This window comes from Acinetobacter calcoaceticus DSM 30006 = CIP 81.8 (assembly GCF_000368965.1).
Taxonomy (GTDB): domain Bacteria; phylum Pseudomonadota; class Gammaproteobacteria; order Pseudomonadales; family Moraxellaceae; genus Acinetobacter; species Acinetobacter calcoaceticus.
The window spans coordinates 1,174,130-1,188,371 of the sequence record NZ_KB849780.1; the positions used below are offsets into that span (position 1 = coordinate 1,174,130).

A 14,242-nucleotide genomic window follows, 5' to 3' on the forward strand; every position below is an offset into this window, starting at 1 on the left:
GTCGTAATAACTTATAATCGATTATTTAAGTTTTAAATTTCAAGGAAAACCGATGATCGCTACACTTAATAAATCCAAAACTACACTAACGATTAATCGTCAAGAATTTAAACTAGCATTAGGCAAAATTGGTGCAGGAATTGATAAACAAATTGCCTCTCTTAAAAAAGCCAAGCAGAGCTATGACGCTGCGGAAATGGCACGCGAGGTTATTAACGAAGCCAATATTTTTGAAGCCATTATTGAAGGCTTTAATGAAGCAGAAGAAACTAATCTAAAGTTAGGTGATATAACCAATCTTGAAGTAGCTCAAGAATGGATTGATGAGTTTTTGGAGAAGTATAGTACTTAAAATCAAAAAACCTCGAAATCGAGGGAATTAAAAAACTGTGAACCCGACACATTATTTTTAGAAAGGGAATCAAAATATGAAAAAAATCGAAGTTAATTCCCGTAATATCAGCCATGTTTTTTACCAACATTTTTTATTGACGGTAGTGCTCAGAACAGGTGAAAGGTTTATTTACAGACTACTTGAAGCAAATACATTCAAAGAATTTATTGATTCAAAAGATAAAGATAAATTTTATAGAAGCCATCTCGAAGCCAATAAAGAACTTAAGCGAATTCAGCTTTTTGTGTAATTGAAACCGTGACCCGACACGGCACTTTAGAACGGTTCGGGAATTAATTCTAGAGGGATAAGAATGAGTCAGATTTTACAATATTTACCATTTGGCAATTATAGAAAATACCTTAGACCAGCTGTTGACGGTTGTATGGGACTTATGACTCATGTAGCCGAACTTACATGGTCAGATGGAATTAATCGAGAGTCCTACGTAAAGTTCTATAGTGAAAATAAAAAACGAGCCTTATTAAATGAGGCTATTGGGTACCTTTTAATAAGTGGTTTAGGACTACCACAACCAGAATTAGCTGGCTTTCTTGCATTTAATATATCTGAAGAATCTACTCCTGAAATATGGTCTCAAGTATCGGAAGTCGATAGATATAGAGGTGTAACGTATGCATGGGTATGTACCAATACAAATGGTATTAATAGAAGACTAGAGCTAGACCAAGCTCAAACGCCTGAAATAAAAGATTATTTGACCGCACATATTATAGAGTCACTAAAAAAATGGGAAAAACTTCCTCATCTAATTATGTGTGATGACTGGCTAGCAAATGATGACCGTAATCTTGGCAATCTATTGGAACTTCCAAATAGAACTTTCACATTGATAGACCATGGAGGAATTCTTTATGGTGACAATTGGTCACCATGGGACATTATGAGAAGTGCATTGATAAATGGAAATTTTCAAAAAATGTATATGAATATTCTAAAACAGAGATTCAGTGGTTTATTTTGGAAAGAAAGTTTATTGGATGAATTAGAAAAAGCAAAAAATGAGCATTCAGCTGCATTTAATTCTGTTAAAGAAGAGATTTATCAATTAATAAATGATTTCCTGGGAGATGAGAAAATTAATGTAGGCATTCCACCAAATCCTATACAAAATGTAAGCAATATATTGCAAGACACACTTGCCCAGAATGCTGTACAAGTTGGAAATATTGAAGCAAAATGCGACATATGGCTTTCTGCAACGCATAGCAATGTTGCTTAATGGGTAACATTATGAATTTTAAAAAATTTGAAGAAAAATTTGTACAAAATCAAAATACTGAAGAGCTTATTCAAGCTTCATGGTCACAAGTTAGATTTACACCAGATTTGGTTACAAATGAGCAATTAGCTATAGGTGTACTAATTAATTTTGATGGAATAGTTCATACAAAATTTATTGAAGACTTTTCTAGAGTTGAATGTGCTTATGGTAGTGAAATTGTCGGGTATATAAAATCATGTATTGAGCTGTTTGAAGACTTTCTTCACAGTAATTATGAATCTTCTTTTTCTTCTCAACTTATCTTAGAAAAACGTGGGTTAATTCAAGGAGAATCTATTAATAATCTTCTTGATGAGCTTCTAGAACGAGCTGCACCTCTATCACTACCTCATTCAAATAGAAGCAAGTATAAAAAACAATTTCATACCATTAAGACTGTTAAATTTCATTCGGAAGTTAAAAGTTATATTAAGCAAAAAATAGGCGAAATTTATAAAGAAATTTTTACCGAAAATGAAACTGTATTAGTAGGCGATCCTTCAATTGGTTATAGAAGACTACCTGTAGCGATTAATATTGAAAAAAATAATAAAATTGGAGATCTCTTTTCTACTGTTTATGCCACACCCGAAACTATAGAAATCAACTGTTTAAAGGCATTAGAAAACTTAAGAACCGTTAAAAAATATACTAAAAATAATAGTGATTTTAGACTTTTTATGTTATCACCAGATGACTACAACTTGGATCTTATGAGTAGATCAGAAAAGGCTAAACGGCAAGATATTATAGGAAACTTTAAATGGGGCTTGCGTTCCGAAGGAATTGACCTCATTGAAGAACAATCCATTAATAAAGTTTCTGAGGAATTAATAGATTGGTCTGGAATTGATAATCAGCATAATTTAGAAGAAGTATAAATTTTACCCCTTGTATCCAACCCACCACCACGGTGGGTTTTCTTTTGCTTATTGAACATTAATTTACCAAAAGAGTAAAAATTAATTTTTATAATTTTACCTAACAGGTATTTACTTTATTTTACCTAATAGGTATATTTTATTCATCAAGGCAACAAAAAAGCACACCGACTCTCTGACCTTTCGATGTGCTTTGCAAACTTTGCGAGATAAGTATGAAACAAAATCCTATTCCTAGTCAAACAACTTCACGCCTGTATCAACACCCAACTGTTGAAGAACAGCGCCCTTCTCGTTTAGCTACCATTAAAGCGAATGTCATCGATTTCATTAAGTTTATTGCCCTTTCATTCATCCTTTGGGTCATTGCTGTAACTGCAGCAGCTTGGATGATGGGAGGCTGATCATGAATGCTCAATTCAAACCACATCCAGATGGTATTAAAGCCTATATCGGCCATGACCGCTTAACGGGTCTTTACTCTGTACGTATCGACTGGACTGTTTATGCAGCTAATGCAAACGGCAGTGTGCTTTACACCGTAAAAGGTAAAGTAAAGACACCTTTAAATGTTGAAGAGTTTAAGGCTAAGCGCCCTAAGGTTTATACAGCCTTAATGAATGAGATTAGCTTTCAGCGCAAAAAAGCATTAGCAACTGCTCTAGAACTTAGCAACATCCCTTCATATGACCGCAAAGCTTACAAGAAGAAGCGCGGCTTTACGGGCAGCCGATAGGAGATTATGAATATGTCAGTTTTCTTTAAAAAAGCAGAACGTAAAAACGCAAAACTACGCTTAGCAATAGCGGGTCCAACTGGTTCAGGTAAAACATTTACGGCTTTGATTTTAGCTAAGGGTATTGGCGGGCGTATTGCTGTCGCTGATACGGAAAATAGTAGCGCTGAACTATATGAAGATTTAGTTGAGTTTGAGCATGCAAATATTCAACCTCCTTACACACCTGAAAAGTTTATTGAAGTTATTAAAGCTGCTGAAAAGGCTAACTTCGACACTTTAATTTTAGACAGCATTACACATGAATGGTCTGGCGTAGGTGGATGCTTAGAAATTGTTGATCAATTAGCTTCTACCACATTCAAAGGTAATTCTTGGGGCGCATGGAGTCAGGTAACTCCACGCCATCGAAAATTCATTGATGCAATGTTGCAGTCAAGCATAAATATCATTGTAACCATGCGCTCAAAAATGGAAACGATTCAAACCAACGACAACGGCAAAAAGAAAGTTGAAAAAGTTGGAATGAAGGCAGAACAGCGTGATGGCATTGAATATGAATTTACCACTGTACTTGATTTAACTCATGACAATATTGCTGTGGCTACTAAAGACCGTTCACGTTTGTTTTTAGATCCAAGACAACTTGGTGAAAATGACGGAGTTTTATTAAAACAGTGGCTCCTTTCAGGTTCTGCTAATGCATGTATCAATGGCAATCAATATTTAGAACTTGAGCATTTAATGCTGCAAGCTGGTATCGATATTGAAAAGTTCTGCAAAAAGCGGAGTCTCAATAGCCTTCATGATGTGAAACAACAAGTGTTTGAAGAGACATGTGAAGGCATTAAGAAAATCATTCAACAAAATCTACAGGCTCAGCAAGCCAATGAAAAACAACTCATTGAGCAGCAAGAAAAGACCTTAGAAAGTGACTATCAAATAGCGCTTAAGCACATAGAGGCAGCTCAGTCACCTAATGATCTGGACTACTCTGTAAATTATTTCAAAGGCACTAAATACGAGCAAAACATACTTAATGTATGCACTGCTAAATCAGATATGGAAGGATGGACAACATGAATAATTTAATTAGTGCAGCTGAAGCATTTACAGCCTTACAAGTTGGAAAAACTGTCTTATGCCGTCCTATCGGAGACATTCTGGATTTCGCAGAATTGGATCAATTCCCTGCCACAATTTTTGCTAAATCAGGTTATGAATTCTGCATTAAAGTTGAAACTGTTCAATTAGCTGGATTCACCTTTACTAAGCCTTACGCTTTAGATGAACTACAGCAAGGCCAAGAAATCTTTGTCGTAAGTAATACTGGAAGTATTGTTAAAGGTGCTTTCATTCCTAATTACGAAGAACTCGTTAGTGCCGTTAAGAATGGTTTTGTTCAACGTGATGCTGCAAATGCAGAATTACAAATGAAAGCTTTTCAAAAAGCTTTAGGACTTGAATGTGAAATCATATTTAAAGAAGCGGATTTCACTTCATTCATGAAAGCAGATGCAAAACTAAAGAAATCAAATTTAGTACGTATTGTTGAAGCTTTAGAGCAGCAAGAAGCTGAGCAGTTGAATAGCCAAAGTTCAACATCAAATGATGTTGAAAAAAAGACATTACCTGAAGCAGAGCAAAGAAACGATAGTATCGAAGATGATTATCAAAAAACCTTAGATACCCTTCTACAACGAGTCAGTGAGTCAAAGACACCTGCAGAAGTAAACGCTGTTTATCGCTATACACGTGCGTGGACTGATAAGCAAATGGAACCTTTACTTCAAGCTACGCATAAACGTTTAACCGAACTTGCAGAAGTAAAGCCTATAGATAGTGAGCCACCGTCGTTGTTGGTTCAAATCCAGACCGCATCCGACCTTACCACTTTAGATGCTTTGGAAATTGATGTTTCAGGAAGAGATCCACTAATTCAACCAAAGCTCATGGGAGCTGTTAAAAAGCGTCGCTTTGAATTAGAAAATGCCGCTTCCAACGAACCAGATTATTTACTGGAGGATTAACAATGAGCTTCCGTTACTCCTCTACTGCCCGAACACTCATTGTGTTCGGCAACCTGATGAATCATTACTACGACAATGTGAACCCGTCTCAAATCGACAACTTGGTGGATGAGGCGAAATTTAAAGAAGCGACTTGGAGAAAGTAAGGAAGACCTATGGCTTGTCTAATCAAAGTATCTGAGTTTATTAAACGGGTTTATGGCGGCAAAGATGCAACCCCTCCAGCCCCTCAAACCATTACTCGTAGTTGCCGGCGTGGTGAATTACCGGCTGAACAAATCGGCAGGATCTGGTACATAGACTGGGAGATTTACCGAAAACGTACCGGTAATGAACTTGTTGACCGCGTTTTAAGAGGTTGAAATGGCAAGGCCTCGTAATACAAAGAACAAAGACTTACCAGCTAACCTTTATCGTGGTGAAGGTAGTGCATGGCGCTATCGACATCCGGTAACTGGTAAGTTTCATTCAATGGGTTCTGATAAATCAAAAGCGATCATAGCAGCACGGAAACTTAATGAATTACTCATCCCGTCAGATGATCTGATTGGTAAAGTTATGGGTGGAGTGTTTTTTGGTGAATTTGCAAATGAGTACTTAGCAAATAAACGACGTAAAGATGGTAAACCAGTAGCCAGCACAACAATTGAAAGTTATAGATCTTATCTGGAACGATGCAAACTTAAATGGGGTGATTTACGAATAGACCAGATCACTCTGTTTATGGCCAATCAACTTCTAGACGATATGACGGCATCATCCAGCAATGGATGTCGTGGGGTTTTAATTGATCTGTTTAATGTGGCTGTCAGCAAAGGATTATGTCCAGATAATCCTATTGAAGCCACGATGCCTAAACATTCAAAGCGCCAACGAAGAAGACATACGTTAGAAGGCTTGGAACTTGTTCGTAAGCACTCTCCTGCATGGCTTCAAAATGCGATTGATTTGGCCTTGTTAACCACACAGAGACGAGTCGATATCCTGAAAATGAAGTGGACTGATATTGTTGATGGTTATTTGCACGTTGCTCAGGAGAAAACCACTGATAACCCAGAAGATGAGTTTGAGATTTCTGAAGGTGCCGGTTATGTGAGAATTAAAATTGATAATGAACTTCAACAAGTTTTAAATCGTTGTAAAGATAATGTGGTTAGTCCTTTTATTATTCACCGCGTACCAATTAAACAAGGCAAAAAGCGAAAATATGAGAAAGAACACTGGACCCAAATTGATAATCAGTATTTATCTTCAAACTTTTTAAAAGCAGTTAAGAAGTCAAATGCATATCCCAACTTAACAGGTAGACAATTACCGACCTTTCATGAAATTAGAGCTCTAGCTATTTTCTTGCATAAAAAAGCGGGTAAATCTGCTCAGGCATTAGCTGGACATACTAGCAAGAAAATGACTGAACATTATGAAGCTGGTCATGAAATTATATGGAATGATGTGGACGTAGGTATTAAATTACCATTTGCCGAAATGACATAAGATTGGGCTGCAAAACCCTTTCTTAAGTTATTGTTTTCTAATAATTCTATATGTTCGAAAAGTTCTATAATAATTAAAATAAAAAATATAATAAAATTCTTTAAAATCAATAGCTTTAAAATAAATGCTATATATAATTTCTCCCTAAAGAATAAATATTTTAGAAATTCCATATCTATTTGATTAATTTTAAGTTTATTAAATCTATTTCCATGTCCTGCAAAATTTCTGCAAAACGGTTAAATCTAATAATCATTTTACTGACATAAATGACAACATCTGTTTTGAAGTTTTCTATAAAGATTTCTTTTTAAGATGTTGTAATTTTCATGTAAATAGCAACGTAAACATTACAACTATTGCAGTTATTTTTGTACTGATGTTTGATTAGAATTACAAATTAATAAAATTATTGATTTTGAAAAAAATAAGTTAAGGAAGACAAGATTATGTACTCAAACTATGAAATTTCGACTAGAAATGCACTATCACTTTTTGATGTTAAAGTCGATCAATTTGCACTTATACGTATGGTATCCTAACGATATTTTTTAAGTAAAATATCGACGATATTCGTTTGGGTAATTTCCATAATGTTCTAAAAAACGACGACGTAAAGTCGCTTCAGCATTAAATCCACATCTCTCTGCAATACGTTTTATAGGAAGATCAGTATCAACTAACATACGTCGAGCAGCTTCAAGACGCAATTGTTGAACTGCTTTCGCGGGTGTAATTCCTGTATCTTTTAAAAAGTGACGTACAAAGCTTCGTTCACTCATGCAGCTATATGTGGCTAAAGCATTTACAGATAAATCGGCAGTTAAGTTATCAGTTATCCAAGCATACAATTCAGAAAATCGTTCGGTTTCATTTTGAAAAAATAATGTAGTACTGAATTGCGCCTGTCCTCCTGGTCTTTTGAGAAACACAACCAAAGTACGTGCTACCTCAAGTGCCAACTTATATCCCAAATCATCGCTAATCAATGCTAATGCTAAATCAATACCAGCACTTACCCCAGCAGATGTCCAAACTGAACCATCTTGAATAAAAATTGGATTATTTTCGACAATGACCAGAGGGTATTTTTGGGCAAACTCGCCACATACACTCCAATGTGTTACAGCACGACGTCCATCAAGTATCCCACATGCAGCCAGAAGAAATGCACCACTACAAACTGCGGCAACTCTTCTTGAATATTTAGAACGATTTTTTAACCATTCCGTCAACAATCTATCGTTCACTGCAGAATAGATACCAGCTCCCCCAATTGCAATGAGTGTGTCTGTTAATACATCTTCATTAGGTAATGGCTCTGCCAATAGTGGTAATGCTGTTGATGTTTTTACTATTCCAGGTTGTGAAGCAACCACATGTAGATTGTAAAGTGGCGGATCCCCTCTTTGTTCCATCAACTCATTAGCCGTACTAAATACTTGCAAAGGCCCACTAAGATCTAGCAAATTAACTTCTGGAAAAATGATGAAGTGTATATTGCGTTGTAACATCAATTGCACCTATCTTGGCGGGAAATGGCTCATTTTTGGCCTAAATGCTATTTTTAGAAGATGTAAATTAATCCTATAACTGACACTACCTGATACTTTCAAGGATGAAAACCAACAATTGTAGTGTCAATTGAGACGTGTATAAATAAGTTCAAAATGCCTTCTTAGACTTGTACTTATTAAATTAGCATACGTCAAAATTGAACGTGTGATGATTTAATTAGAATAAGTATATCAAGGTCAAACATAAGGTATTAATTAAATGAAAAATAGTCACTTATCAAAAACTCCTCATGAACATCCTTTAAAGTTTATAGAGGCTTTTAATTCAGGAGACCCAAATCGAGTAGATTCAATGTATGAACCCGATGCAATTATTATAGACAAACAAGGACATTTTGTAACAGGTAAAGAAAGGTTTGACGTAAATGCTAGCTTCCTGAAACTAGGCCTACCTATTGAGGAAGAAGTAAAGCAAGTATATATCACCGGAGATATTGCCATGCTTATTGTTGATTGGAGAATCAAAGGAAAAACCTCGAATAATGAAGATATTGATTTTAGTGGAAGAGCAGTTGATGTACTTCGTAAAGGGACCGATGGTTATTGGCGATTTTTAATTGATAATCCATGGGGTACTTCAGACGAATAGCTTTCTGACTTAAAAATCAATGGTGGTAAACATTGGACCTATCAATAGCTTTACCACTTTTTTTTTAGCGACACTAAACTTGCAAAAACAATAAAAGATCTAGAGCATTGAAATCAAAATAAAAGTAATAAAGCCTAAATAATATTGAGTAAGAAACAACAATTTCAATATTTGGCGTGAAATGAGCATATTTTGGCTTAATTACCTTTTTAAAAAATATTATATTTCATGCGTTAAATGTAGATTTGAATTAATAAATATTTAATTTTCATAAATCACTAGGAACAAGGTCGATAGCTTCTGTCGAATATACATTGCTAATTTATGAGGAAAAGCAGATGAATAATTGCCTGACTCAGACTAATTTGATGAAGATACGAGCAAATAGTTTAAAAGGTTATATATCAGCAATGCGGGAGCTTATGATTGATCCCTATTCATTGTTAGATCAATATAAGCTTACTATCGACTTACTTGAAAATGATGAAATATTAATATCACAACAAACTGTAATTCAATTATTAGAAGCTAGCGCATCTTTAACAAATTGCCCTGATTTAGGGTTAAGAATATCAACACATCAGGATATTAGTATTTTAGGAATACTGAGTATAATGTTACAAAATGCATCCTCCATGAGAAAAGCAATAGATTATGCAGCACATTTTCTATATCTATATGGTCAAGGTTTTTCATTATCATACAATGATCAAAGTCCTCTAGTACACAATGCCTTTGAGGTGGTTTTTGAAGCGAGTTACAACGGTCCTCCTCCAAGGCAATCTATGGATCTATGTATTGGTACAATACATCAGCATGCAAAATGCTTATTTGGGAAAGATTATGGTCTTAAAGCAGTCTCTTTTCCTTATGGTAAATCAGCCTCATTGAGTATGTATCAGAAAGTTTTTAACGTCCCTATTTATTTTAATCAAGAACGAGCATCCCTACATATAAGTAAAGACTTCTTATTATTAGAGCCTAATGGATCGAATCCATTACTTAGACAGATTGTTGAAGATTATATATTAAGAAATTTTAGCATGCGAAATGATAGTTTCAGTGATCGCGTTAAAAAAACTTTGAGATTAAATCTAGGTACCTCTCAAACAAGTAAAATTAATATTTCTAATCTTTTAGCGATACATCCTAGAACTTTACAAAGAAGGCTTAAAGATGAAAATACAACTTTCGAAGAAATAAAAGATAATTTAAGAAAGGATTTAGCCATTTATTATATAACACAAACAACTATTCCTTTTTATCAGTTAACAAGTTTATTAGGTTTTCCTGAGCAATCTGCTTTAAGTCGAGCTATAAAACGCTGGTATAACCTAACACCAACAGAACTTAGAGTAATGAGATTTATAAAATCCTAGAAAATAATCACAATATTTTTACTTAAAATATTAAAACTTTAATCAACCCCTTTAGTTTTATCCAATATTCTTTGTATCACAGTGCGAGTAACTGAAAAATTTTTAGCTAAACCGTATACTGTATGTCCCTTTTTATACATTTCTATTACTTTAGCTTTCTGTTTTTCATTTAAAATTTCCGGACGTCCAACTTTTTTAGTATTTTTTATATCTATATTATTTGAAAGGCTAAATTTTTTCTCAAATTCTTTACACATACTCAAAAAATGGATGAAAAAAACTTTTAATTCACCATTAATTTCACTTTTTGAATAATCTAAACATATTAATTTTATTCTTTTTTCATCTATTTCCTTAAGAGTATTATAAATTTCATCAAAGCTATTACCTAAACAATCTAAACTTTTTATTACCAAACTATCTTCTTGCTCTAAAGAATAGTTTATTAAATTCATAAAAATGTTTCTATAACAGATTGATTTACTTACTAGCACCTCTTCTACTACTAATCTATTTTTTTGAATATTGTACCCATAATCCTTAAATATTGATATATAGTTTACTTTATCAATATTATCATATGGATCAACTCTAATATAAGCATATGTACGCATTTTACAAACCCAATAATATACCACCAATCATCAAAATCAATGCACATATATCTAATTAAAAAACCATTAATTATATAAATATAAGTTTATTAGATTTCATCATATTTTATTGTTTATCGAAATAAAATTATTGACAATATGAGACAATCACTTAACACCCTGAGACAGTTTTTTTAAATAAATTATTTATAAAAATTTTATATTAGTAGATTTCTTTTCAACAATTGGTTCTGTAAATTATAATTCTGATAAAAATTTAAGTTAATCTTAATGAATACATCCGATTAGGTAATTGTTTCCTTTAATTTGCAATAAATCGCAATCGGATGTATCAATTTTTGATTTTCATAATTAAGAATATGGGTAATCCCAGATAAAAATTTGAATTATCATTTTCCAAATTTCAGCAAGCACCTCTGTCTTTATGCCATTTTCTATTAGGTGGATTAGTCTTTAGGAAGCGTTTTGTTAATTTCACCACCTGCAGTTTCATAAAATTTTAATAAGTTGAAACTTTCATAGTTAGCGAAAATACAAAAGAGAAGAGCGACTAGCAAAATTAGGGTAATTTTATTCATTTCATTTTACCTTAGAGATTTTAATTTTTTTAATCTCGTAATGGTACATGAAAATACTATCAAAACCTTAATTATTAAGAATCAATCACAATTTATTACAAAAGCTGTTTTGTAAAACTTAACCACCTTTTAAATCTCTTAATGCCAATACATCTTGCGAATCAACAACAATGACCAGACGACCGGATTCTTGTGCCAATTTTACTTTCCTTCTAGGCAATAAAAAACCGCACTAAGCGGATTTATGAAAGTAGATATCTATAATTCTTTGGCGCACTTCAGAGAAGCTGCTCTTAAGTCATTATCAGCTTTGTAAAGCATATTCAAATTAGAGGCACTTATAGTTGTTCTAGCTTCAAGTATATCTTTGTTTAGGAGCTTCACTTCTAGAGTCATACCATTTTGAATGTAAATCATATTATTTGCATACTTAACTTTGTTGAATACAACATACCCATTAGTATCGTCACAAAGTATTCCATTGCCATCTGAATCAATTTTTATTGTCGATATGCCAGGGCTGATCGAAATCGTCCATATACCTGACACTGAAGGTATTGAAGGTTGTACTTCTCTAAATTTATTATTAATCATTTGAGTGGCTGGAGTTACACATCCGCTTAATAAAAAAAACAAGCTCAATGCAAATATCTTTTTCATTAAATTATCCATTTTAGTTATGAGTAAAATTTACCAGATCAGAAAATGGAAAACCACCCGAAGGTAACTTAAGTAGTTCAGCCTATTGTTCTTCACTTTCTTTTTCTTAAATTTTTGTCAAAAAACATCTTATTAGACAAATTTTCGTATAAATTACAGCACTAGGCTGGAACTGTAATCTAAAGGAACGAAATGACGCTTAAACAACTAAAAGCTTTTTTGGCCCTTGCTCGTACGCTTAACTATGCCAATGCCTCTTTAGATTTACATCTTAGCCAGTCCGCTTTAAGCCTCACTATCAAAAGTCTAGAAGAAGAATTAGGCGGGAAACTATTTAATCGTAATACTCGGCGTGTTGAACTTACTCAGGAAGGTAAATCACTTATTCCCTATGCAAAAAAATTAATTGCCAATTGGGATGAAATGGAAAATGATGTTAAACAAAGGTTTAAGCTTAATCGTGGAACCTTAAGTATTGCCTCTATGCCATTTGTGACTCATGCAATTTTGCCTCAAGTCATTCATGAGTTTTTGAGTCTCCACCCAAACCTTAACTTTTCAATTCATGATATTCCTAATGAAACCATCATTGAAAAAGTACAGGATGGTATTTTTGAGCTTGGCCTATGTTTTGAGCCAGATCTCACTGAAGGTTTAGAGTTTAAACCGCTTTTTGAAGAAGATTTTTTAGCTCTGTTGCCAAAGACTCATCCCCTTGCCCAAGCCTCATCAATTACTTGGCAACAGCTTTGTTCTAACCCATTTGTCACTTTGCAAAAACCTTCGATTGTTCGTTATTTGGTTGAGCAAAATTGTTTACGAAATAATATAACTCTCGATTTAAAGGTTGAATGTCACCAAATTTCTTCACTTTCGAGTTTTGTTGCTTATGGAATTGGGGTAAGTGCAATTCCAAGACATTTTGCGTCTCACATTGATAAAGAACACAATGTATTAATTGAGCTACAAGACGAAGCTATTCATAAAACAGTTGGAATTGTCTATAAAAAGAACTTTGAAATTTCAAATATTTCAGCTCAATTTATTGAAGCATTGCTTCAATATAAATTTTAAAAAATTAAATACTGTATTTTAGGATGAGCTAAGCTTACGGCTAAGGTTAATTTCTTAATTATTATAAATTTCAATGCTATGAAATGATTTTTTTTAAGATTTTTTGCTTTTGTGCTTCTTATCTTTTGTTGTTAATTTGATGCGATTCATTGATTATACTTATTAATCCTTTTAAAAAATTAACTTCTATAACATAAAACTAGATGCTAAAACTAAAACCACTAAGGGATATAGGAAAACAATAGAATGAATAAAGTTTATGCCAATGCAGAGGCAGCACTGAAAGATGTTATTGCAGATAATCAAACGCTTGCCGTTGGCGGTTTTGGTTTATGCGGAATTCCTGAAAAACTGATTGTTGCAGTTAAGCAAAGTGGTGTAACTGGTCTCACTTGTATTTCTAATAACGCAGGTATAGATGACTTTGGCTTAGGTATTTTGCTTCAAACCAAACAGATTAAAAAAATGATCTCTTCTTATGTTGGAGAAAACAAAGAATTTGAGCGTCAGTATTTAAATGGTGAACTTGATGTAGAACTCACCCCACAAGGTACTTTAGCTGAAAAATTACGTGCTGGTGGTGCTGGAATTCCCGCGTTTTATACTCAAACTGGCGTAGGTACACTGATTGCTGAAGGTAAAGAAGAACGTACCTTTAAAGGCAAAAACTACATTTTAGAAGAATCTTTAACAGCCGATGTAGCACTTGTTAAAGCATATAAAGCCGATAAAGCGGGTAATTTAGTTTTCCGTAAAACTGCTCAGAACTTTAACCCTGAATGTGCAATGGCTGGAAAAATTACAATTGCTGAAGTTGAACAGGTTGTTGAAATTGGTGAATTGGATCCGGATGAAATCCATTTAGCGGGAATCTATGTAAATCGCATTGTACTTAATGCATCACCTGAAAAACGCATTGAGCATAAAACTTTAAGCACGGAGGCAGTATAA

The 14,242-nt window shown here is 33.8% G+C and carries 18 protein-coding genes; 15 read left to right on the forward strand and 3 right to left on the reverse strand.

What is annotated here, in order from left to right; genetic code table 11:
• Nucleotides 1-52: 52 nt before the first annotated feature.
• The 11 genes from F936_RS10490 (at nucleotide 53) to F936_RS10535 (ending at nucleotide 6,820) form a co-directional block, all read left to right on the forward strand.
• Nucleotides 53-352 carry a hypothetical protein gene (locus F936_RS10490; RefSeq protein WP_005047310.1) on the forward strand — a complete coding sequence of 100 codons (300 nt, stop codon included), beginning with the start codon at nucleotides 53-55 and terminating at the stop codon, nucleotides 350-352.
• A gap of 76 nt (nucleotides 353-428) precedes the next feature.
• Complete coding sequence (locus F936_RS10495; RefSeq protein WP_005047311.1) at nucleotides 429-644, forward strand: KTSC domain-containing protein; 216 nt, start codon at nucleotides 429-431, stop codon at nucleotides 642-644.
• A gap of 63 nt (nucleotides 645-707) precedes the next feature.
• Nucleotides 708-1,637 (forward strand): hypothetical protein, encoded by a 930-nt coding sequence (locus F936_RS10500; protein ID WP_005047312.1) that lies wholly within the window; start codon nucleotides 708-710, stop codon nucleotides 1,635-1,637.
• An 11-nt stretch (nucleotides 1,638-1,648) separates the two neighbouring features.
• Complete coding sequence (locus F936_RS10505; protein ID WP_026055639.1) at nucleotides 1,649-2,560, forward strand: hypothetical protein; 912 nt, start codon at nucleotides 1,649-1,651, stop codon at nucleotides 2,558-2,560.
• Between the two features lie 215 nt (nucleotides 2,561-2,775).
• On the forward strand, nucleotides 2,776-2,964 hold the full coding sequence (locus F936_RS10510) for a hypothetical protein (protein ID WP_005047314.1): 189 nt from the start codon (nucleotides 2,776-2,778) through the stop codon (nucleotides 2,962-2,964).
• Nucleotides 2,965-2,966: 2 nt separating this feature from the next.
• Entirely contained in the window at nucleotides 2,967-3,296 is a 330-nt protein-coding gene (locus F936_RS10515; RefSeq protein ID WP_005047316.1) for a hypothetical protein, read from the forward strand.
• A 12-nt stretch (nucleotides 3,297-3,308) separates the two neighbouring features.
• Entirely contained in the window at nucleotides 3,309-4,379 is a 1,071-nt protein-coding gene (locus F936_RS10520) for an ATP-binding protein (RefSeq protein WP_005047317.1), read from the forward strand.
• On the forward strand, nucleotides 4,376-5,326 hold the full coding sequence (locus F936_RS10525; RefSeq protein WP_005047318.1) for a hypothetical protein: 951 nt from the start codon (nucleotides 4,376-4,378) through the stop codon (nucleotides 5,324-5,326). The genes F936_RS10520 and F936_RS10525 overlap by 4 nt, the downstream gene beginning before the upstream one ends.
• Before the next feature lie 2 nt (nucleotides 5,327-5,328).
• The gene (locus F936_RS19335; RefSeq protein WP_005047320.1) at nucleotides 5,329-5,472 is read left to right on the forward strand and encodes a hypothetical protein; all 144 of its coding nucleotides are present in this window, start codon (nucleotides 5,329-5,331) and stop codon (nucleotides 5,470-5,472) included.
• Between the two features lie 9 nt (nucleotides 5,473-5,481).
• Entirely contained in the window at nucleotides 5,482-5,688 is a 207-nt protein-coding gene (locus tag F936_RS10530; RefSeq protein WP_005047321.1) for a hypothetical protein, read from the forward strand.
• 1 nt (nucleotide 5,689) lies between these two features.
• A complete protein-coding gene (locus tag F936_RS10535; protein WP_005047322.1) occupies nucleotides 5,690-6,820 on the forward strand; it encodes a phage integrase Arm DNA-binding domain-containing protein in 1,131 nt (376 codons plus the stop codon).
• Nucleotides 6,821-7,371: 551 nt separating this feature from the next.
• Here F936_RS10535 and F936_RS10540 read toward each other — a convergent pair.
• Entirely contained in the window at nucleotides 7,372-8,334 is a 963-nt protein-coding gene (locus tag F936_RS10540; protein WP_005047327.1) for a GlxA family transcriptional regulator, read from the reverse strand.
• A 262-nt stretch (nucleotides 8,335-8,596) separates the two neighbouring features.
• Between F936_RS10540 and F936_RS10545 the strand changes: the two genes are divergently transcribed.
• Complete coding sequence (locus F936_RS10545; protein ID WP_005047328.1) at nucleotides 8,597-8,986, forward strand: YybH family protein; 390 nt, start codon at nucleotides 8,597-8,599, stop codon at nucleotides 8,984-8,986.
• 338 nt (nucleotides 8,987-9,324) lie between these two features.
• Nucleotides 9,325-10,365: an AraC family transcriptional regulator gene (locus tag F936_RS10550; protein ID WP_005047329.1), complete on the forward strand. Its 1,041-nt coding sequence runs from the start codon at nucleotides 9,325-9,327 to the stop codon at nucleotides 10,363-10,365.
• Nucleotides 10,366-10,403: 38 nt separating this feature from the next.
• Here the strand turns inward: F936_RS10550 and F936_RS10555 are convergent, their stop codons facing one another.
• Together F936_RS10555 and F936_RS10560 are read right to left on the reverse strand one after the other, a co-directional pair.
• Nucleotides 10,404-10,979 (reverse strand): recombinase family protein, encoded by a 576-nt coding sequence (locus tag F936_RS10555; protein ID WP_004642761.1) that lies wholly within the window; start codon nucleotides 10,977-10,979, stop codon nucleotides 10,404-10,406.
• An 836-nt stretch (nucleotides 10,980-11,815) separates the two neighbouring features.
• Complete coding sequence (locus F936_RS10560) at nucleotides 11,816-12,217, reverse strand: J517_1871 family lipoprotein (RefSeq protein ID WP_005047331.1); 402 nt, start codon at nucleotides 12,215-12,217, stop codon at nucleotides 11,816-11,818.
• Between the two features lie 192 nt (nucleotides 12,218-12,409).
• Between F936_RS10560 and F936_RS10565 the strand changes: the two genes are divergently transcribed.
• Nucleotides 12,410-13,291 carry a LysR family transcriptional regulator gene (locus tag F936_RS10565; RefSeq protein ID WP_003651681.1) on the forward strand — a complete coding sequence of 294 codons (882 nt, stop codon included), beginning with the start codon at nucleotides 12,410-12,412 and terminating at the stop codon, nucleotides 13,289-13,291.
• Nucleotides 13,292-13,537: 246 nt separating this feature from the next.
• Nucleotides 13,538-14,242 (forward strand): CoA transferase subunit A, encoded by a 705-nt coding sequence (locus F936_RS10570; protein ID WP_005040846.1) that lies wholly within the window; start codon nucleotides 13,538-13,540, stop codon nucleotides 14,240-14,242.